Annotated in this window: 12 protein-coding genes, 3 rRNA genes, 1 pseudogene and 1 riboswitch; of the genes and pseudogenes, 14 read left to right on the top strand and 2 right to left on the bottom strand. The window is 65.7% G+C overall.

The window, feature by feature from the left end:
- Positions 1–51: 51 nt before the first annotated feature.
- On the bottom strand, positions 52–501 hold the full coding sequence (locus tag ACSMXV_RS08740) for a PTS sugar transporter subunit IIA (protein ID WP_473177129.1): 450 nt from the start codon (positions 499–501) through the stop codon (positions 52–54).
- A gap of 670 nt (positions 502–1,171) precedes the next feature.
- Here ACSMXV_RS08740 and ACSMXV_RS08735 point away from each other — a divergent pair.
- From ACSMXV_RS08735 to ACSMXV_RS08675, 13 genes and pseudogenes are all read left to right on the top strand, one after another.
- Positions 1,172–2,697, top strand: a 16S ribosomal RNA gene (locus ACSMXV_RS08735).
- Between the two features lie 320 nt (positions 2,698–3,017).
- Positions 3,018–6,140 (top strand): 23S ribosomal RNA (locus ACSMXV_RS08730).
- 91 nt (positions 6,141–6,231) lie between these two features.
- Positions 6,232–6,348 (top strand): 5S ribosomal RNA (gene rrf, locus ACSMXV_RS08725).
- The 16S, 23S and 5S rRNA genes sit together here, the layout of an rRNA operon.
- Before the next feature lie 177 nt (positions 6,349–6,525).
- On the top strand, positions 6,526–7,134 hold the full coding sequence (locus ACSMXV_RS08720) for a CDP-alcohol phosphatidyltransferase family protein (protein ID WP_473177128.1): 609 nt from the start codon (positions 6,526–6,528) through the stop codon (positions 7,132–7,134).
- Positions 7,135–7,248: 114 nt separating this feature from the next.
- Complete coding sequence (locus ACSMXV_RS08715; RefSeq protein WP_181657714.1) at positions 7,249–9,744, top strand: mannose-1-phosphate guanyltransferase; 2,496 nt, start codon at positions 7,249–7,251, stop codon at positions 9,742–9,744.
- An 88-nt stretch (positions 9,745–9,832) separates the two neighbouring features.
- Positions 9,833–10,735, top strand: a complete 903-nt coding sequence (locus tag ACSMXV_RS08710; RefSeq protein WP_473177127.1) for a DUF881 domain-containing protein — start codon at positions 9,833–9,835, stop codon at positions 10,733–10,735.
- Positions 10,732–11,064: a small basic family protein gene (locus tag ACSMXV_RS08705; protein ID WP_067272827.1), complete on the top strand. Its 333-nt coding sequence runs from the start codon at positions 10,732–10,734 to the stop codon at positions 11,062–11,064. The genes ACSMXV_RS08710 and ACSMXV_RS08705 overlap by 4 nt, the downstream gene beginning before the upstream one ends.
- Before the next feature lie 5 nt (positions 11,065–11,069).
- Entirely contained in the window at positions 11,070–12,080 is a 1,011-nt protein-coding gene (locus ACSMXV_RS08700) for a DUF881 domain-containing protein (RefSeq protein ID WP_473177126.1), read from the top strand.
- Between the two features lie 61 nt (positions 12,081–12,141).
- On the top strand, positions 12,142–13,113 hold the full coding sequence (locus ACSMXV_RS08695; protein WP_473177125.1) for an FHA domain-containing protein: 972 nt from the start codon (positions 12,142–12,144) through the stop codon (positions 13,111–13,113).
- A gap of 16 nt (positions 13,114–13,129) precedes the next feature.
- On the top strand, positions 13,130–13,873 hold the full coding sequence (gene ftsR / locus ACSMXV_RS08690; RefSeq protein WP_473177124.1) for a transcriptional regulator FtsR: 744 nt from the start codon (positions 13,130–13,132) through the stop codon (positions 13,871–13,873).
- Positions 13,874–13,948: 75 nt separating this feature from the next.
- Complete coding sequence (locus ACSMXV_RS08685; RefSeq protein WP_067272821.1) at positions 13,949–14,422, top strand: bifunctional nuclease family protein; 474 nt, start codon at positions 13,949–13,951, stop codon at positions 14,420–14,422.
- A gap of 255 nt (positions 14,423–14,677) precedes the next feature.
- The gene (locus tag ACSMXV_RS08680; RefSeq protein ID WP_473177123.1) at positions 14,678–15,307 is read left to right on the top strand and encodes a MerR family transcriptional regulator; all 630 of its coding nucleotides are present in this window, start codon (positions 14,678–14,680) and stop codon (positions 15,305–15,307) included.
- 170 nt (positions 15,308–15,477) lie between these two features.
- Positions 15,478–16,902: pseudogene (locus tag ACSMXV_RS08675) on the top strand (DNA polymerase IV); the annotation flags it as partial.
- A gap of 338 nt (positions 16,903–17,240) precedes the next feature.
- Here the strand turns inward: ACSMXV_RS08675 and ACSMXV_RS08670 are convergent.
- Positions 17,241–17,621 carry a PRC-barrel domain-containing protein gene (locus ACSMXV_RS08670; protein WP_181657719.1) on the bottom strand — a complete coding sequence of 127 codons (381 nt, stop codon included), beginning with the start codon at positions 17,619–17,621 and terminating at the stop codon, positions 17,241–17,243.
- A gap of 125 nt (positions 17,622–17,746) precedes the next feature.
- Positions 17,747–17,843: riboswitch (glycine riboswitch) on the top strand.
- Positions 17,844–18,019: 176 nt separating this feature from the next.
- Between ACSMXV_RS08670 and gcvP the strand changes: the two genes are divergently transcribed.
- Positions 18,020–20,905 carry an aminomethyl-transferring glycine dehydrogenase gene (gene gcvP / locus ACSMXV_RS08665; protein ID WP_473177122.1) on the top strand — a complete coding sequence of 962 codons (2,886 nt, stop codon included), beginning with the start codon at positions 18,020–18,022 and terminating at the stop codon, positions 20,903–20,905.
- Positions 20,906–20,919: the final 14 nt, after the last annotated feature.

The raw sequence follows: 20,919 nt of genomic DNA, 5'->3' as shown, positions 1-20,919 counted from the left end.
TCTGTCTGGCGCCTACGAGGGCGCAGACGCCGCTCCCAGCCGGAGCAGACGTCACTTCCAGCTGAAGAGGGGCTGGCCGGCCTTTACGTCGCCGTCCTCTACTACGTCGGAGAGAGACTCTGTCGTGGCTTCGAGCGCCACGACCGGGGACACCGGGGACTTGCCGGCGGCCTCGACGGCGGCCGGATCCCATCGCACCACGGCCTGACCGCGCTGCACAGTGTCACCTTTGCTGACGAGGAGCTCGAAGCCCTCGCCATTGAGCTGAACGGTGTCTATACCGAGGTGGATCAGCACACCATGGCCCTGGTCGTCGACAACGACGAAGGCATGCGGGTGCAGCGAGACGACGATGCCGTCGACAGGCGCCACAGCCTCGGAGGGCTCACGTACGGGATCGATGGCAGTGCCCGGGCCCACCATCGCGCCTGAGAACACAGGATCCGGCACGGCGGAGAGTCCTATGACGCGTCCGGCAAGAGGGGACGTCACGCTGGTCATGGGCAAGCCTCCCAGGGGTGGAGAGTCAACCGCGCCGCCACTGGTCTGTCCCGGGCGGCACACTGTTCAGCAGGGTAGGTCATAAGAAGTGCCGGTTCCGCACGAGAGGCCTCGGTTGCCGGGCCTGGGCAAGGCCCCAATCGGTTTGCATGTGCTCCGCACACGGAGGTACAGTCGTAGACCGCCGGGGCGAGAGGACGTGCCGAACGTCCGGGGCCCGGCAGCCTCTACAGCGTCAGATCCAGTTAATTGGATCCGGTTCTGCATGTCCATGAGTGACTGTGGTCAGCGAGTCGAAAAAGACCTGATAGAGTCAAAAAGCCGAAAGGGAAACGCGAAAGCGAGAACCCGGAAAGCACCGAGGAAATCGGATCGGAAAACGATCTGATAGAGTCGGAAACGCAAGACCGAAGGGAAGCGCCCGGAGGAAAGCCTGAGAGAGTCTCTCGGGTGAGTACAAAGGAAGCGTCCGTTCCTTGAGAACTCAACAGCGTGCCAAAAATCAACGCCAGATATGTTGATACCCCGTCTCCGGCCGGTTCGGCTGGGGCGAGGTTCCTTTGAAATAAACACAGCGAGGACGCTGTGAACGGCCGGGCTTATTCCGCCTGGCTGTTCCGCTCTCATGGTGTCGGCCCGCAGCCTTTAATTAGGCGCAGTCGGGAAAACATTCACGGAGAGTTTGATCCTGGCTCAGGACGAACGCTGGCGGCGTGCTTAACACATGCAAGTCGAACGATGAAGCCCTTCGGGGTGGATTAGTGGCGAACGGGTGAGTAACACGTGGGCAATCTGCCCTGCACTCTGGGACAAGCCCTGGAAACGGGGTCTAATACCGGATAACACTCTCACGGGCATCTGTGAGGGTTGAAAGCTCCGGCGGTGCAGGATGAGCCCGCGGCCTATCAGCTTGTTGGTGAGGTAGTGGCTCACCAAGGCGACGACGGGTAGCCGGCCTGAGAGGGCGACCGGCCACACTGGGACTGAGACACGGCCCAGACTCCTACGGGAGGCAGCAGTGGGGAATATTGCACAATGGGCGAAAGCCTGATGCAGCGACGCCGCGTGAGGGATGACGGCCTTCGGGTTGTAAACCTCTTTCAGCAGGGAAGAAGCGAGAGTGACGGTACCTGCAGAAGAAGCGCCGGCTAACTACGTGCCAGCAGCCGCGGTAATACGTAGGGCGCAAGCGTTGTCCGGAATTATTGGGCGTAAAGAGCTCGTAGGCGGTCTGTCACGTCGGATGTGAAAGCCCGGGGCTTAACCCCGGGTCTGCATTCGATACGGGCAGACTAGAGTGTGGTAGGGGAGATCGGAATTCCTGGTGTAGCGGTGAAATGCGCAGATATCAGGAGGAACACCGGTGGCGAAGGCGGATCTCTGGGCCATTACTGACGCTGAGGAGCGAAAGCGTGGGGAGCGAACAGGATTAGATACCCTGGTAGTCCACGCCGTAAACGGTGGGAACTAGGTGTTGGCGACATTCCACGTCGTCGGTGCCGCAGCTAACGCATTAAGTTCCCCGCCTGGGGAGTACGGCCGCAAGGCTAAAACTCAAAGGAATTGACGGGGGCCCGCACAAGCAGCGGAGCATGTGGCTTAATTCGACGCAACGCGAAGAACCTTACCAAGGCTTGACATATACCGGAAACGGCCAGAGATGGTCGCCCCCTTGTGGTCGGTATACAGGTGGTGCATGGCTGTCGTCAGCTCGTGTCGTGAGATGTTGGGTTAAGTCCCGCAACGAGCGCAACCCTTGTTCTGTGTTGCCAGCATGCCCTTCGGGGTGATGGGGACTCACAGGAGACTGCCGGGGTCAACTCGGAGGAAGGTGGGGACGACGTCAAGTCATCATGCCCCTTATGTCTTGGGCTGCACACGTGCTACAATGGCAGGTACAATGAGCTGCGAAACCGCGAGGTGGAGCGAATCTCAAAAAGCCTGTCTCAGTTCGGATTGGGGTCTGCAACTCGACCCCATGAAGTCGGAGTTGCTAGTAATCGCAGATCAGCATTGCTGCGGTGAATACGTTCCCGGGCCTTGTACACACCGCCCGTCACGTCACGAAAGTCGGTAACACCCGAAGCCGGTGGCCCAACCCCTTGTGGGAGGGAGCTGTCGAAGGTGGGACTGGCGATTGGGACGAAGTCGTAACAAGGTAGCCGTACCGGAAGGTGCGGCTGGATCACCTCCTTTCTAAGGAGCATCTAGGCCGCCAAGCTTGCTTGGTGGTCCAGAGCCACTACGTCGGCGAACGATCGACGGTGGTTAGCTCATGGGTGGAACGTTGATTATTCGGCACACTTGATCGTCTTCTCCTTCCAGTACTGCTCTTTTGAGCGTGGAACGTTGAGGGGAGCCGGGGAGTGTGTCGGGCACGCTGTTGGGTGTCTGAAGGTGCGGCCGTATGGCCGGGAAGCCTTCGATGCCGACCCCAGTGCACTCACTGGATCTCCAGTGGGGTGATGGGTGGTTGGTCGTTGTTTGAGAACTGCACAGTGGACGCGAGCATCTGTGGCCAAGTTTTTAAGGGCGCACGGTGGATGCCTTGGCACCAGGAACCGATGAAGGACGTGGGAGGCCACGATAGTCCCCGGGGAGTCGTCAACCAGACTTTGATCCGGGGGTTTCCGAATGGGGAAACCCGGCAGTCGTCATGGGCTGTCACCCATGCCTGAACACATAGGGCATGTGGAGGGAACGCGGGGAAGTGAAACATCTCAGTACCCGCAGGAAGAGAAAACAACCGTGATTCCGGGAGTAGTGGCGAGCGAAACTGGATGAGGCTAAACCTCAAGCGTGTGAGACCCGGCAGGGGTTGCGCTTGGGGGGTTGTGGGATCTCTTTTCTACGGTCTGCCGGCCGTGGGACGAGTCAGAAACCGTTGATGTAGGCGAAGGACATGCGAAAGGTCCGGCGTAGAGGGTAAGACCCCCGTAGTCGAAACATCAGCGGCTCGTTTGAGAGACACCCAAGTAGCACGGGGCCCGAGAAATCCCGTGTGAATCTGGCGGGACCACCCGCTAAGCCTAAATATTCCCTGGTGACCGATAGCGGATAGTACCGTGAGGGAATGGTGAAAAGTACCCCGGGAGGGGAGTGAAATAGTACCTGAAACCGTGTGCCTACAAGCCGTGGGAGCGTCGGACAAGCACTTGTGCTTGTCTCGTGACTGCGTGCCTTTTGAAGAATGAGCCTGCGAGTTTGCGGTGTGTTGCGAGGTTAACCCGTGTGGGGAAGCCGTAGCGAAAGCGAGTCCGAATAGGGCGATTTAGTAGCGCGCTCAAGACCCGAAGCGGAGTGATCTAGCCATGGGCAGGTTGAAGCGGCTGTAAGAGGTCGTGGAGGACCGAACCCACCAGGGTTGAAAACCTGGGGGATGACCTGTGGTTAGGGGTGAAAGGCCAATCAAACTCCGTGATAGCTGGTTCTCCCCGAAATGCATTTAGGTGCAGCGTCGTGTGTTTCTTGCCGGAGGTAGAGCACTGGATAGGCGATGGGCCCTACCGGGTTACTGACCTTAGCCAAACTCCGAATGCCGGTAAGTGAGAGCGCGGCAGTGAGACTGTGGGGGATAAGCTCCATGGTCGAGAGGGAAACAGCCCAGAGCATCGACTAAGGCCCCTAAGCGTACGCTAAGTGGGAAAGGATGTGGAGTCGCAGAGACAACCAGGAGGTTGGCTTAGAAGCAGCCACCCTTGAAAGAGTGCGTAATAGCTCACTGGTCTAGTGATTCCGCGCCGACAATGTAGCGGGGCTCAAGCGTACCGCCGAAGTCGTGTCATTGCAGTACATACCCCCAACGGGGACTGTGATGGGTAGGGGAGCGTCGTGTGCCGGGTGAAGCCGCGCCGGAAGGCAGTGGTGGACGGTTCACGAGTGAGAATGCAGGCATGAGTAGCGATACACACGTGGGAAACGTGTGCGCCGATTGACTAAGGGTTCCTGGGTCAAGCTGATCTGCCCAGGGTAAGTCGGGACCTAAGGCGAGGCCGACAGGCGTAGTCGATGGATAACCGGTTGATATTCCGGTACCCGCTGTGAAGCGTCAAACATCGAATCCAGTGATGCTAAGCCCGTGAAGCCGCCCTGATCTCTTCGGAGTTGAGGGGAGTGGTGGAGCCGGTGACCCGAGCTGGTAGTAGGTGAGTGATGGGGTGACGCAGGAAGGTAGTCCATCCCGGGCGGTGGTTGTCCCGGGGTAAGGGTGTAGGCCGAGTGGTAGGTAAATCCGCCGCTCATCAAGGCTGAGACCTGATGCCGAGCCGATTGTGGTGAAGTGGATGATCCTATGCTGTCGAGAAAAGCCTCTAGCGAGTTTCATGGCGGCCCGTACCCTAAACCGACTCAGGTGGTCAGGTAGAGAATACCGAGGCGTTCGGGTGAACTATGGTTAAGGAACTCGGCAAAATGCCCCCGTAACTTCGGGAGAAGGGGGGCCACACTTGGTGATCCAATTTACTTGGTGAGCTGGGGGTGGCCGCAGAGACCAGCGAGAAGCGACTGTTTACTAAAAACACAGGTCCGTGCGAAGCCGTAAGGCGATGTATACGGACTGACGCCTGCCCGGTGCTGGAACGTTAAGGGGACCGGTTAGTCATGATTCGTCATGGCGAAGCTGAGAACTTAAGCGCCAGTAAACGGCGGTGGTAACTATAACCATCCTAAGGTAGCGAAATTCCTTGTCGGGTAAGTTCCGACCTGCACGAATGGCGTAACGACTTCTCGACTGTCTCAACCATAGGCCCGGTGAAATTGCACTACGAGTAAAGATGCTCGTTTCGCGCAGCAGGACGGAAAGACCCCGGGACCTTTACTACAGTTTGATATTGGTGTTCGGTTCGGCTTGTGTAGGATAGCTGGGAGACTTTGATACTCGGACGCCAGTTCGGGTGGAGTCGTCGTTGAAATACCAGTCTGGTCGTGCTGGATGTCTAACCTGGGTCCGTGATCCGGATCAGGGACAGTGTCTGATGGGTAGTTTAACTGGGGCGGTTGCCTCCTAAAGAGTAACGGAGGCGCCCAAAGGTTCCCTCAGCCTGGTTGGCAATCAGGTGTTGAGTGTAAGTGCACAAGGGAGCTTGACTGTGAGACCGACGGGTCGAGCAGGGACGAAAGTCGGGACTAGTGATCCGGCGGTGGCTTGTGGAAGCGCCGTCGCTCAACGGATAAAAGGTACCCCGGGGATAACAGGCTGATCTTCCCCAAGAGTCCATATCGACGGGATGGTTTGGCACCTCGATGTCGGCTCGTCGCATCCTGGGGCTGGAGTCGGTCCCAAGGGTTGGGCTGTTCGCCCATTAAAGCGGTACGCGAGCTGGGTTTAGAACGTCGTGAGACAGTTCGGTCCCTATCCGCTGTGCGCGTAGGAGTCTTGAGAAGGGCTGTCCCTAGTACGAGAGGACCGGGACGGACGAACCTCTGGTGTGCCAGTTGTTCTGCCAAGGGCATGGCTGGTTGGCTACGTTCGGGAGGGATAACCGCTGAAAGCATCTAAGCGGGAAGCCTGCTTCGAGATGAGGACTCCCACCCACTTGATGGGGTAAGGCTCCCAGTAGACGACTGGGTTGATAGGCCAGATATGGAAGCCCAGTAATGGGTGGAGTTGACTGGTACTAATAGGCCGAGGGCTTGTCCTCAGTTGCTCGCGTCCACTGTGTTGGTTCTGAAACCACGAACAACCCCGCGTTGCCTTGCCGCAGCGTGGTGCGGTTGACAGTTTCATAGTGTTTCGGTGGTCATAGCGTGAGGGAAACGCCCGGTTACATTCCGAACCCGGAAGCTAAGCCTCACAGCGCCGATGGTACTGCAGGGGGGACCCTGTGGGAGAGTAGGACGCCGCCGAACAATTCTTGAGAAAGCCCCCGTACCGGGAAGAAATTCCTGGTGCGGGGGCTTTCTGTATTTCCGCACGCCTCATGCACTTCCGCGTTCGGGCTGTTCGATACCCCTCTGCACAGCCGGACGGAGGGTGACGGTAAGGTCAGGAGGCATCGTAGGCACGTTCCCACAGGAGGCCCCCGGGTGGAGGTCCAGGAGACCCGCGTCCAGACAGACCGGGTCCTCACCATCCCGAACATCCTCAGCATGGCGCGTCTCGCCGGCGTGCCCCTCTTCCTGTGGCTGATCCTCAGGCCGGAGTTCGGCGGGCCCAAGAGCGACGGCTGGGCGTTGCTCGTCCTGGCGTTCAGCGGTGTCAGCGACTATCTCGACGGCAAGCTCGCGCGACGCTGGAATCAGATCAGCAGTCTCGGCCGGCTACTCGATCCCGCGGCCGATCGTCTATACATTCTGTCGACGCTGGTCGGTCTTACCTGGCGGGAGATTCTTCCGATCTGGTTGACCGCTGTACTTCTGGCGCGAGAGCTGGTTCTGCTGGTGATGGTGGGCATCCTCAGGCGCCACGGCTATCCGCCACCGCAGGTCAACTTCCTGGGGAAGGCAGCAACCTTCAACCTGATGTATGCCTTCCCGCTACTTCTTCTCAGTGACGGAAGTAGCTGGATCTCCTCACTCGCTGCTATTTTCGGATGGGCGTTCGCAGGGTGGGGTACAACGCTCTACTGGTGGGCAGGGATCCTCTATGTGGTTCAGGTCCGCCGACTAATCAGGGCGGACGCCGTAGCCGATTGAGCTCGCCTGCAAGGCGGCCGTAGAGGCTTGATGGCCCGTACCTGACATATGCGGGCCAATACGGACGGGTGCAGTCGGCTAGACCGTCGTCTCTTCAAGGAGGACGCTTCCGACATGAAGGCCGTCGTGATGGCCGGAGGCGAAGGCACACGCCTTCGCCCCATGACCTCGAGCATGCCCAAGCCGCTCCTGCCTGTGGCAAATCGCCCGATCATGGAGCATGTGCTTCGGCTGCTAAAGAAGCATGGGCTCACCGAGACCGTGGTTACGGTGCAGTTCTTGGCGTCGCTCGTCAAGAACTATTTCGGAGACGGTGAAGAGCTCGGCATGGAGCTCACCTATGCGAATGAGGAGAAGCCACTCGGTACAGCCGGGAGCGTGAAGAACGCCGAGGAGGCGCTGAAGGACGACGCGTTCCTTGTTATTTCCGGTGATGCGCTGACCGACTTCGACCTCACCGAGCTCGTCAATTTCCACAAGGAAAAGGGTGCGCTCGTCACCGTATGCCTGACGCGCGTTCCGAACCCGCTGGAGTTCGGCATCACCATTCTCGACGAGAACGGTAAGGTCGAGCGCTTCCTCGAGAAGCCGACCTGGGGCCAGGTCTTCTCGGACACGGTGAACACAGGCATTTACGTCATGGAACCGGAGGTGTTCGACTACGTCGAGGCGGACGTACCGGTCGACTGGTCAGGCGATGTCTTCCCCCAGCTCATGAAGGAGGGGAAACCGGTCTACGGGTATGTCGCGGAGGGGTACTGGGAGGACGTCGGCACGCACGAAAGCTACGTCAAGGCGCAGGCCGACGTGCTCGAGGGCAAGGTCGACGTCGATATCGACGGCTTCGAGATCTCACCTGGGGTATGGGTGGCCGAGGGCGCCGAAGTGCACCCCGACGCCGTGTTGCGCGGGCCGCTGTACATCGGCGACTACGCCAAGGTCGAGGCCGGTGCCGAGATCCGCGAGCACACCGTCGTGGGCTCGAACGTCGTCGTGAAGAGCGGTGCATTCCTGCACCGGGCCGTCGTCCACGACAACGTCTACATCGGCCAGCACAGCAATCTACGGGGCTGTGTGATCGGCAAGAACACCGACATCATGCGTGCCGCGCGGATCGAGGACGGCGCTGTCATCGGCGACGAGTGCCTCATCGGTGAGGAATCGATCGTGCAGGGCAATGTGCGGGTCTACCCGTTCAAGACCATCGAGGCCGGCGCGTTCGTCAACACCTCGGTGATCTGGGAGTCCCGCGGGCAGGCCCATCTGTTCGGGGCGCGAGGTGTCTCAGGCATCCTCAATGTGGAGATCACCCCCGAGCTCGCCGTGCGGCTCGCCGGAGCGTATGCGACGACCCTCAAGAAGGGCTCCACGGTCACCACCGCCCGCGACCACTCCCGAGGCGCCCGAGCGCTCAAGAGGGCGGTCATCTCCGCACTGCAGGCCAGCGCCATCGAGGTACGGGACCTGGAGAACGTACCGCTGCCCGTGGCCCGGCAGCAGACGGCGCGGGGCAGTGCGGGCGGCATCATGATCAGGACCACGCCCGGTGTGCCGGACTCCGTCGACATCATGTTCTTCGACGAGCGTGGGGCCGACCTGTCGGCGGGGGGCCAGCGGAAGCTGGACAGGGTGTTCGCGCGCCAGGAGTACCGGCGTGCGTTCCCCGGGGAGATCGGGGACCTGCACTTTCCGTCGAGTGTGTTCGACTCGTACACGGGCTCGCTGCTCCGGAATGTCGACACCACCGGGATCGCCGAATCAGGGTTGAAGGTCGTCGTCGACGCGTCGAACGGCAGCGCCGGTCTTGTTCTGCCGAGCCTCCTGGGAAAGCTGGGCGTCGACTCGCTGACCATCAATCCCGGGCTCGACGAGTCCAGGCCGACCGAGTCCGCGGAGGCGCGGAGGTCCGGGATGGTCCGGCTCGGGGAGATCGTCGCCTCGGCGCGTGCCGCCTTCGGCGTGCGGTTCGACCCGGTGGGTGAGCGGCTGTCGCTCGTCGACGAGAAGGGCCGGATCGTCGAGGACGACCGGGCGCTGCTCGTCATGCTGGATCTGGTCGCGGCGGAACGGCGGAGTGGGCGGGTCGCGCTGCCGGTGACGACCACGCGGATCGCGGAGCAGGTGGCGGCGTACCACGGGACGCAGGTCGCGTGGACCACGACGTCGCCGGACGATCTGACCCGCGTCGGGGCCGAGGACGGCACGATCTTCGGCGGTGATGGACGCGGCGGCTTCATCGTGCCGGAGTTCAGCAGTGTCTTCGACGGCACGGCCGCGTTCGTACGGCTGATCGGGCTCGTGGCACGTACGCAGCTCACGCTCAGCCAGATCGACGCGCGGATTCCGCGCGCCCACGTGCTGCGGCGCGACCTGGCCACGCCCTGGGCCGTCAAGGGCCTGGTCATGCGGCGCGTGGTGGAGGAGGCCGGTGACCGGTCCGTGGACACGACCGACGGTGTACGCGTCGTCGAACCGGACGGCCGCTGGGTGATGGTGCTTCCCGACCCCGCCGAGGCCGTCACCCACCTGTGGGCGGAAGGGCCCGACGACGCGTCCGCGCAGGCGCTTCTCGACGAGTGGTCGGCCGTCGTGGACAGCGCCGGCCGCTGACCGACGCATGTGCCGGACAGCTCTCGTACGGAGTGCTGTCCGGCACACCGGTGGGCCCGTTCGGAGGTAGCGGCGCCGACGTGCGACGATGTGCGGCATGCCGCAGCAGCCCCCCATTCGGAGCACACCCGCGCGCCCCTCGCGTCCGGACGCCTCCATGTCGCTGCTCACCAACGTCATGGACCACAGCCTCGACGACGGCTACGCCGAGGCGGCGGCCCGGAAGAACGCGACGGGTGACAGCCACATTCCGCGCACCTTGCGGGCAAGACTCGGACTCGCTCTGGGGCTGGTGCTCGCCGCGCTCGTAGTGACCGTGGGCGCGGCACAGGCCAGGGTGGCGGCTCCGGCCGCGGCGAAGGAACGCGAGGAGCTCATCGACCGTATCGAGCAGGAGACGGCTGCGGCCGACAAGCTCGAGAGCAGCGTCGACACGCTCCGCGACGACGTGAGCCGACGGCAGAGGGAAGCGCTGCGGACGCAGGGTGGCGACAAGGGCGAACTGGTCGGGCTCCTCTCGGGGGCGACCGCGGTGCACGGCCCCGGCGTGAAGCTGGTGGTCGACGACGCCAAGGAAGCAGAGACATCGGCAGGGGGCGGGCCGCGCCAGACCTCGGGCTTCTCCGACACCGGACGGGTACGCGACCGGGACATGCAGCGGGTCGTCAACGGCCTGTGGCAGTCGGGCGCGGAGGCCGTCGCGATCAACGGGCAGCGGCTCACGGCGCTGTCCGCGATCCGGGCCGCGGGTGACGCGATCCTGGTCGACAACAAGCCGCTGGCGCCGCCGTACACGCTGTTCGTGGTCGGGGACGGCAGAAAGTTGAGCACCCGGTTCCAGAACAGCGCCGACGGCCAGTATCTGCACGCCCTGCAGGAGAACTTCGGGATCCGGACCAGTATCTCCGTCGAGGACGACGTCCGGCTGCCCGCCGCACCGAGTGTGATCGTAAGAACAGCAGAGCCGAAGGCAGGGAAGGGCACATCGTGATCGCCGTACTGGGCCTCGTCGTGGGAGTCGTGGTCGGACTGTTGGTCCGCCCCGAGGTTCCGGCGGTGGTCGAGCCGTATCTTCCGATCGCCGTGGTCGCGGCGCTCGACGCCGTGTTCGGAGGCCTGCGGGCGATGCTCGACGGGATCTTCGACGACAAGGTCTTCGTGGTGTCGTTCCTGTCGAACGTCGTGGTCGCCGCGCTGATCGTGTTCCTCGGCGACAAGTTGGGCGTCGGCTCGCAGCTCTCCACCGGCGTCGTGGTGGTCCTCGGCATCCGTATCTTCTCCAACGCTGCCGCGATCCGCCGGCACGTGTTCCGGGCGTGAGGCCGATGAGCGCGGACAAGACGCCGGAGAACCAGCTGCGCAAGGAACTTCGTGGTGAGGCTGTGGAGGCTTCCGAGGCCAGGGAGGCAAGTGAGACGGCCTCCGGCACTCCGAACGGCCACCGGAGCAGTACCGGCGCCCAGCAGAACTCCGTCGCCCCAGAGAAGTCTTTTGTCGCACAAGCACCTCAGAACCCTGAGGCCGCACGAGCACCTCAAAACCCCCAAGTCTCTACGGACCCCTCGGCTCGACCCGAGGAGGCATCCGCAGAGGACGACACGCCGGAGCCGTCGCCGACCGGTCGGCAGCGGCTGGCGCAGAGCCTGTGGCCACCGCGCGTAAGCCGTGCCCAACTCATCGTCGCCCTGCTGCTGTTCGTGCTCGGTCTCGGACTGGCCATCCAGGTCCGCTCCAACAGCGACAACAGCGCGCTGCGCGGAGCACGCCAGGAAGATCTCGTACGCATCCTCGATGAACTCGACGACCGTACGCAGCGTCTTGAGGAGGAGAAGCAGCGTCTCGAGGACCAGCGCACCGAACTGGAGACCAGCTCGGACCAGGCCGAGGAGGCCCGCAAACAGACCGTTGAGAAGGAACGGCAACTCGGCATTCTGGCGGGCACGGTGGCGGCGCAGGGCCCCGGCATCACGTTGACCATCGGCGACGAGAAGGGGACGGTCGAGGCCGACATGCTGCTCGACGCCATCCAGGAACTGCGCGCGGCCGGGGCCGAGGCCATCCAGATCAACGATGTCCGGGTGGTCGCCAGCACGTATCTCGCCGATGCGGAAGGCGGTGGTGTGAGCGTCGACGGGAACAAGATCAGCCACCCCTATCGTTTCAAGGTCATCGGCAAGCCGCAGGACCTCGAGCCGGCGCTCAACATCCCCGGAGGCGTGGTGCAGACGCTGGAGAAAGAGCAGGCCACCGCGACGGTGACGCGCGCCGCGAAGATCATCGTGGACGCCTTGCGGCCCGCGAAGCAGCCTGACTACGCTCGGTCGTCCTCCCGGTGAATCCAAGGTGCATGGGGGGTGCCGCGCCAGGGCAGGAGGTTGCGGGGGGTCGGCGCACCGGATGGGTGGTGCGTGGTGGAAACTGTCTGGTGGATACGGACGTTGTGAGGATGTCCGGGTCGGCCGGTGTGTGCAGTCAGCGTTCGTCCTGCCCCACGGGCGGGTCTGTTTCGTTCAAGGGGAATCGCCCGTGAAGTTGTTTGCGAAGTTGTTCGGCAAGAGCGCGCGCGAGGAGGGTGGCAGTGCCACCGCCCGGCATCGCGCACCGAGCCATGGGGAAGTTCCGGAGCAGGGCGCCGAGCGCCCGCTGTTCCGCGACCAGGTCGCTGGTCCGGGTGGTGACATTTCGGGCGGTCAGGGCGCGTCTTCTGTTGACCCTGGCGCATCGGGCCGCATAGGTTTCGGGGAACCGTCACCCTCGAGTACGGGTGGAGGGTTTACCCCCGGTCCGTACGCACCCCATGCCCCTGCGGGCCAGCCGCGGCAGGAGGATCCGTCCATGTCGGCCTTGGTATGTACGAGGTGCGGGAACCGGAACGCCGAGGCAAGCCGATTCTGCTCGAACTGCGGCGCCCCACTGCGGGCCGGTGCGGGTGAGCGTCCGTCCGAGACGACCTCGACGATTTCCATCTCCGGAATCGAGGCCTATGACGCGGAGGTCACCGGCCAGACTCCGTCGCCGGCCCTGTCTCCCGAGGCACAGGCGGCGGTCGACGCGCTTCCGCTCGGCTCGGCGCTGCTGGTCGTCCGGCGGGGACCGAACTCGGGCAGCCGCTTCTTGCTGGACGGTGATCTCACGACGGCCGGCCGGCATCCGCAGAGCGACATCTTCCTGGACGACGTGACCGTGTCGCGCCGCCATGTGGAGTTCCGCCGTGGAGCGGACGGCTCGTTCACGGTCGCCGACGTGGGCAGCCTCAACGGCACGTACGTCAACCGGGAGCGGATCGACTCGGTCGTCCTGTCGAACGGCGACGAGGTCCAGATCGGCAAGTACCGGCTGGTCTTCTACGCGAGCCAGCGGGGCATCTGACCTGTCAGGAAGGTCCATGCTGCAAACACCGAGCGGCGGTGCCGGGAGTGGCACCGCCGCAGCGGAAAGTCGGCTGATGAGCATCGGCACCGTGCTGAACGCCCTGCGCGAGGAGTTCCCCGAAGTCACGATCTCCAAGATCCGCTTTCTGGAATCCGAGGGCCTCATCGAGCCGCAGCGGACCCCGTCGGGCTACCGGAAGTTCAGCCCCGAGGACGTCGAGCGGCTCGGTCACGTACTACGGATGCAGCGGGACCACTATCTGCCGCTGCGGGTGATCCGTGAGCATCTGGACGCCCTGGAGCGCGGTGAGCCGCTGCAGCTGCCCTCTGTGGGTAGGCCGCGTGAGGGCGGCGACGACGAGCTCCAGGCGGGAGTCCAGGGACCGACTGCTGCCCGCGTGGGCCGGGCCGAGCTCCTGGCGGCGGCAGAGATCGACGAGGAGCAGCTGGCGGAGTGGGAGTCCTACGGCCTCATCGCTCCGCTGCCCGACGGTGGATACGACGCCGAGGCGGTTACGGTCGCGTCTCTCATGGTGGAACTCGGCCGTTTCGGGATCGAGCCGCGCCATCTGCGGGCGATGAAGGCCGCCGCGGACCGGGACGCGGGCCTGGTCGACCAGGTCGTGGCTCCGTTGCGGCGACACCGTAATCCGCAGACCAGGGCCCATGCGGAGGCGCGTGCGAAGGAGCTTGCGGGGCTGACGGTGAAGCTGCATGCGGCGCTCGTGCAGACCGCGCTGGGTGTGCGCCTCCACTGATTTCGTACATGGTCGAACGGTGCACGTGGAGTGCTCGACTACCCAAAGGTGCCGGGCACGGCCTAGGGTTGCTGTGTGAACGAGCTCGACGTCGTAGGTGTCCGGGTCGAAATGCCCTCCAACCAACCGATCGTGCTGCTGCGTGAAGTGGGAGGCGATCGTTACCTCCCCATCTGGATCGGGCCCGGGGAGGCGACGGCGATCGCCTTCGCCCAGCAGGGCATGGCGCCCGCGCGACCGCTGACCCACGATCTGTTCAAGGATGTGCTCGACGCGGTCGGCCAGGAACTCAGCGAAGTGCGCATCACGGACCTGCGCGAGGGCGTCTTCTACGCGGAGCTGGTGTTCGCGAGCGGAGTCGAGGTCAGTGCCCGGCCCTCCGACGCGATAGCGCTGGCGCTGCGCACGGGGACGCCGATCTACGGCAGCGACGGGGTGCTGGACGACGCGGGGATCGCGATCCCGGACGAGCAGGAGGACGAGGTGGAGAAGTTCCGCGAGTTCCTCGACCAGATCTCGCCCGAGGACTTCGGCACCAACAGCCAGTGAAGCCGATGAGGGCACTCGCCCGCCGGGGCCGGGGCCGGAGCCGTTCGGGCCCTGCTCAGGGCCGCAGTTGGAGACGCCACGGTCGGTGGGTGGTCGGCGGCCGCTGTCCGTGCATTCGGCTAGCCTTTCCCCACGGTGAGGTGCGGGAAACCACTCGTAGGGTGATTATCACTCGGCGTGCCGAGTGTGGCGATCGTTGACGCACCCCTGGTGACTGCCTACCGTCGAGAAGGCAGGTCAAGGACGGAGGTCGGCGTGAAAAGCAGCGGCGACGGTACGGCTGGGGGTGGCCCCGGACGGGGTCCGGCGGAGGCGTACCCGCTCCACGGCAGCGCGGCCCACCACACTCCGCAACGGCGTGAAGCGGCGCTGGGTAACGGCGGCGCAGCAGTCGAACAAATTGGCTATCGCGGTCCAACGGCCTGCGCGGCGGCCGGCATCACCTATCGGCAGCTCGACTACTGGGCGCGCACGGGACTTGTCGAGCCGAGTGTGCGACCGGCGTACGGCTCGGGCAGCCAGCGCCTCTACAGCTTCCGGGACGTCGTCGTCCTGAAGATCGTCAAGCGGTTCCTCGACACGGGTGTGTCCCTGCAGAACATCCGCACCGCGGTGCAGCATCTGCGGGAGCGCGGGTTCCGGGATCTGGAGCGCATGACGCTGATGAGTGACGGTGCGACGGTCTACGAATGCTCGTCGCCCGACGAGGTCCACGATCTGCTGCAGGGCGGGCAGGGCATCTTCGGCATCGCCGTGGGCGTGGTCTGGCGGGACGTCGAGAGTGCCCTGTCGCAGCTGCAGGGGGAGCGCATCGACACCGGGGAGACGCTGGTCGGACACCACCCCGCCGATGAGCTGGCGAGGCGCCGCAACCGCGCTGTATGAGCGCATGGCCGCAGCGGTCAGGGTCCATGCGGGGTCGTTTTGTCCAGGCGAGGCCGGTTCAACGCGCTCGCGGCGGTCAGTGGCGAGGGCCGGCTCAACGCGCTCGCGGCTGTCACGCGCGGCCGCGGCATCATCGGGCATTGTCAGTGGCGTGAGGCAGCATCGGTGGTGTGAGAACCGCGCCCACCATCCTGCATCTGGACATGGATGCCTTCTACGCCTCCGCGGAGCAGGCGGCGAAGCCCAGTCTGCGCGGAAAGGCCGTGGTGGTGGGCGGGCTGGGGCCGCGCGGAGTGGTCGCCACCGCCTCGTACGAAGCCCGTGTGTTCGGGGTGCACTCCGCGATGCCCATGGCGCAGGCGCGCAGGCTCGCGCCGAATGCCGCGTATCTGGTGCCCCGCTTCGGGCTCTACCGGGAGATCAGCGAGCAGGTCATGGGCCTGCTGCACCGCCTGTCGCCGTTGGTCGAGCCGCTCAGCCTGGATGAGGCCTTCGTGGACCTGGAGGCCGGGGGCACGGGCTGGGACGAGGCCTCGGCGCGGGCCACCGGCGAACGGTTGCGTGCGGACATCAAGGCGCTCACCGGGCTGACCGGGTCGGTGGGGCTGGCGGCGTCCAAGATGCTCGCCAAGATCGCCTCCGAGCAGGCCAAGCCCGACGGCCTCGTGCTGATACAGCCCGGCACGGAGCGCGCGCTGCTGGGCCCGATGTCGGTGCGCGTGCTGCCGGGCGTCGGTCCGGCCACCGGAGATCATCTGCGGCGGACGGGGATCACCACGGTCGAGGAGATCGCCGAGGCGGGTGTGGACGAGCTCGTACGGCTGCTGGGCAAGGCGCACGGGACCGCCCTGTACGCGATGGCGCTGGCGCAGGACGACCGGCCCGTGGTGGCCGAGCGGGACGCCAAGTCGGTCTCGGTCGAGGACACGTACGACGTGGACATCCATGACCGCGTGCGGATCCGGCTGGAGGTGCAGCGGCTCGCGGACCGGTGCGTGCAGCGGCTGCGGGGCGCGGGGCGATCCGGGAGGACGGTGGTCCTCAAGGTGCGGAGGTACGACTTCTCGACGCTGACCCGGTCAGAGACGCTCCGCGGACCCACCGACGACCCCGCCGTGGTCCGGGAGGCCGCGGGGCGGCTGCTCGAAGCCGTGGACACCACCGGTGGGGTGCGGCTGCTCGGAGTCGGCGTGAGCGGGCTCGCCGATTTCACACAGGAGGACCTGTTCGCCCAGGCGGCCGGGGACCGATCGGAGGAAGCGGAGCACGAGGAGGGGCAGCAGCCGGAGGGGGAGGAGCCGGCGCCGGCCGAGCGGCACTGGCTGGCGGGCCGCGACGTGCGGCATGCCGAGTACGGCGCCGGGTGGGTGCAGGGGAGCGGTCTCGGACGGGTGACCGTGCGGTTCGAGACACCGGGCTCCCCGCCCGGCCGTGTACGCACGTTCAGGACCGACGATCCGGATCTGGAGCCGGCCGAGCCGCTGCCGCTTGTGCCCATCGTCGGCGGTCAGTCCCCGGAACCGGGCACTGGGCCGGATGGTGGGGAGCCAGACGGGACGGGAGGCGGCAGGGGGAAGGCGGAGGACGGCCGTGGCCGCGTCCAGCAGGGCGAAGAGACCGGGCTGCCCGCCGACCGCGAGGACGAGGGCGAGCACAGCGGCGGCGGGGACAGCATCGATGGCGGTGCCTGCACGCGGGGGGAAGACGGCGTGCACGGCGTCGATGGCGGCGGCGTCGTCGCCCTCGGTGCGGACAGGTCCGGGGGCATGGAGTACGGCGGGGGCGGAGGCAGGGAGTACGACGGGGGCGGAGGCGGAGTGCGCCGCGAACCCGCTGGGCCGGATCCTGCTCCGGACAGTCAGGCGGACCCCGCCGGGGAAGGGGCGGGGTCCGGGCGCGAGAGCCGGCGAGTTGGACCAGCGGGCGGGGAGAGTCAGGTGTCGTCCGAGTCCGCGAGGCGGCCGAAGTCGCGGTCCGGGGGCAGGGCGGCGGCGCCCGGGTCCGAGACGTCCAGGCCGTAGTGGTGGTAGAGCTGCAGTTCCTGCTCGGGGGAGAGATGGCGGCCCACGCCGAAGTCGGGGGCGTCCTTGATGAGGGCGCGTTCGAAGGGGACCCGCAGGCTGCCCTCGACCAGCTCGCTCGGCTCCAGGGGCACGAAGGCGTCCCGGCTGAACAGGCCCGTGCGGATGGCCGCCCACTCGGGGACGCCGGTCGCGTCGTCGAGATAGACCTCGTCGACGGTGCCGATCTTGTGACCGTTGCGATCAAATGCCTTGCGGCCTATCAAAGTGCGCGGATCGATGTCGGTCTGCACGGGCCCTCCAGCTCCTCGCAACTCATCCGTAAGCACTACGAAAGAGCACATTGGGCAAGGCGGCCACTCGAAGCCTCGGCCCAGGTCCCGGGCGAAGCCCTCGCTGGTAGGCTGACATCGGCTGCTGACCCCGTGCGGGAGAGTCCTCCGATCCCCGATCGGAGGCGCCGAAGGAGCAAATCCTCCCCGGAATCTCTCAGGCCCCTGTACCGCACGGACGAGGTCACTCTGGAAAGCAGGGCGGGCGTCGACGGCTTCCGCTCTCACCGACGGTGAAAGCCGGGCGACATGTGTGTACCCGGTGAAACTCTCAGGTTGAGATGACAGAGGGGGAGGCCGTCCGGGCACCCGCGCGTGGTGCCCACGAAGGTCGTGTCAGACCAGGAGGCCTCCGCACAATGACCGCCAACCGCATTCCGCTCTCCCATCTGGAGCAGGGCATCCCGTTCGAGCAGCGGCACATCGGCCCCGACGCCGGGGAGCGGGCCAAGATGCTCGCCCAGGTCGGGTACGGCTCGCTGGACGAGCTCACGGCCGCCGCCGTACCCGATGTGATCAAGAGCGCCGATGCGCTGGAGCTGCCGGGTGCGCGGACCGAGGCCGAGGTGCTGGCCGAGCTGCGCTCGCTCGCCGACCGCAACCAGGTCCTCGACTCGATGATCGGGCTGGGCTACTACGGCACGTTCACCCCGCCGGTCATCCTGCGGAACGTCATGGAGAACCCCGCCTGGTACACCGCCTACACGCCGTACCAGCCGGAGATCTCGCAGGGCCGGCTCGAGGCGCTGCTGAACTTCCAGACGATGGTCGCCGAGCTGACGGGACTGCCCACCTCGGGTGCCTCCCTGCTCGACGAGGGCACGGCGGCGGCCGAGGCCATGGCGCTCTCGCGCCGCGTCGGCAAGGTCAAGAACGGCGTCTTCCTCATCGACGCCGACACGCTGCCGCAGACCATCGCCGTGATCGAGACGCGCGCGGAGCCGACCGGTGTCGAGGTGGTCGTCGCCGATCTGTCCGAGGGCATCCCGGCCCACGTCGCCGAGCGCGGGGTCGTGGGTGTTCTGCTGCAGTACCCAGGCGCCTCGGGTGCCGTGCGCGACCTGAAGCCCGTCATCGACCAGGCGCACGAGCTCGGCGCGATCGTCACCGTCGCCGCCGATCTGCTGGCCCTCACGCTGCTGACCTCGCCGGGTGAGCTCGGGGCCGACATCGCCGTCGGCACCACGCAGCGCTTCGGTGTGCCGATGGGCTTCGGCGGGCCGCACGCCGGCTATATGGCAGTCCGCGAGAAGTTCGCCCGCAGCCTGCCCGGCCGTCTGGTCGGTGTCTCCGTCGACGCCGACGGCAACAAGGCGTACCGCCTCGCCCTGCAGACCCGCGAGCAGCACATCCGCCGCGAGAAGGCCACCAGCAACATCTGCACGGCGCAGGTGCTGCTCGCCGTGATGGCGGGCATGTACGCCGTCTACCACGGCCCGGACGGCCTCAAGGCGATCGCGCAGCGCACCCACCGGTACGCCACGATCCTCGCCGAGGGCCTGCGTGTCGGCGGTGTCGAGGTCGTGCACGGCGCGTACTTCGACACGCTGACCGCGCGGGTGCCCGGCAAGGCCGCCGAGATCGTCTCCGCGGCCCGTGAGCGCGGGGTCAACCTGCGACTGGTCGACGCGGACCACGTGGGCATCGCCTGCGACGAGACCACCAAGCGCGCGCAGCTGGGCGCCGTCTGGACCGCGTTCGGCGTGGAGGCCGACATCGAGGCGCTCGACGAGACGGCCGCCGAGGCGCTGCCGGAGTCGCTGCTGCGCACCGACGACTTCCTCGCGCACCCGGTCTTCCACCAGCACCGTTCCGAGACCGCGATGCTGCGCTACCTGCGCAGGCTCGCCGACCGCGACTACGCGCTCGACCGCGGCATGATCCCGCTGGGCTCCTGCACCATGAAGCTCAACGCGACCACCGAGATGGAGCCGGTCACCTGGCCCGAGTTCGGCCAGCTGCACCCCTTCGTCCCGGCCGACCAGGCGCAGGGCTACCTCACGCTCATCACGGAGCTGGAGGAGCGGCTCGCCGAGGTCACCGGCTACGACAAGGTGTCGCTCCAGCCGAACGCCGGTTCGCAGGGCGAGCTGGCCGGTCTGCTGGCCGTACGCGGCTACCACCGGGCCAACGGCGACGAACAGCGCACCGTCTGCCTCATCCCGTCCTCGGCGCACGGCACCAACGCCGCCAGCGCGGTCATGGCCGGCATGAAGGTCGTGGTCGTGAAGACCGCGGACGACGGCGAGATCGACGTCGAGGACCTGCGCGCCAAGATCGAGCAGTACCGCGACGAGCTCTCCGTACTGATGATCACGTACCCGTCGACGCACGGCGTGTTCGAGGAGCACGTCGCCGACATCTGCGCGGCCGTGCACGACGCGGGCGGCCAGGTGTACGTGGATGGTGCGAACCTCAACGCCCTGGTGGGGCTGGCGAAGCCGGGCCACTTCGGCGGTGACGTGTCGCACCTGAACCTGCACAAGACGTTCTGCATCCCGCACGGCGGCGGCGGCCCCGGCGTCGGCCCGGTCGGCGTCCGCGCGCACCTCGCCCCGTATCTGCCGAACCACCCGCTGCAGCCCGCGGCCGGCCCCGCCACCGGCGTCGGCCCGATCTCCGCGGCCCCGTGGGGCTCCGCCGGGATCCTGCCCATCTCCTGGGCGTATGTGCGACTCATGGGCGGCGAGGGCCTGAAGCGCGCGACGCAGGTCGCCGTGCTGTCCGCCAACTACATCGCCAAGCGGCTCGAGCCGCACTACCCGGTGCTCTACACGGGCCCCGGCGGTCTCGTCGCACACGAGTGCATCATCGATCTGCGGCCGCTGACCAAGGCGACCGGCGTGAGCGTCGACGACGTCGCCAAGCGCCTCATCGACTACGGCTTCCACGCGCCGACGATGTCGTTCCCGGTGGCCGGGACGCTGATGATCGAGCCCACCGAGAGCGAGGACCTCGGCGAACTCGACCGGTTCTGCGAGGCGATGATCGCCATCCGCGCGGAGATCGAGAAGGTCGGCTCGGGCGAATGGCCCGGGGACGACAACCCGCTGCGCAACGCACCGCACACCGCGGCCGCCGTCGGCGGAGCCTGGGACCACGCGTACTCCCGCCAGGAGGCCGTCTTCCCGGCGGGCGTCTCGGCCGCCGACAAGTACTGGCCGCCGGTGCGCCGCATCGACCAGGCGTACGGCGACCGGAACCTGGTGTGCTCCTGCCCGCCGCTGGACGCGTACGAGGACTGACACGTCCGAGGCGG

Source organism: Streptomyces sp. DSM 42067, assembly GCF_055792885.1.
Note: the sequence above shows the minus strand (reverse complement) of the source record. Positions and strands in the feature narration are given on the sequence as shown.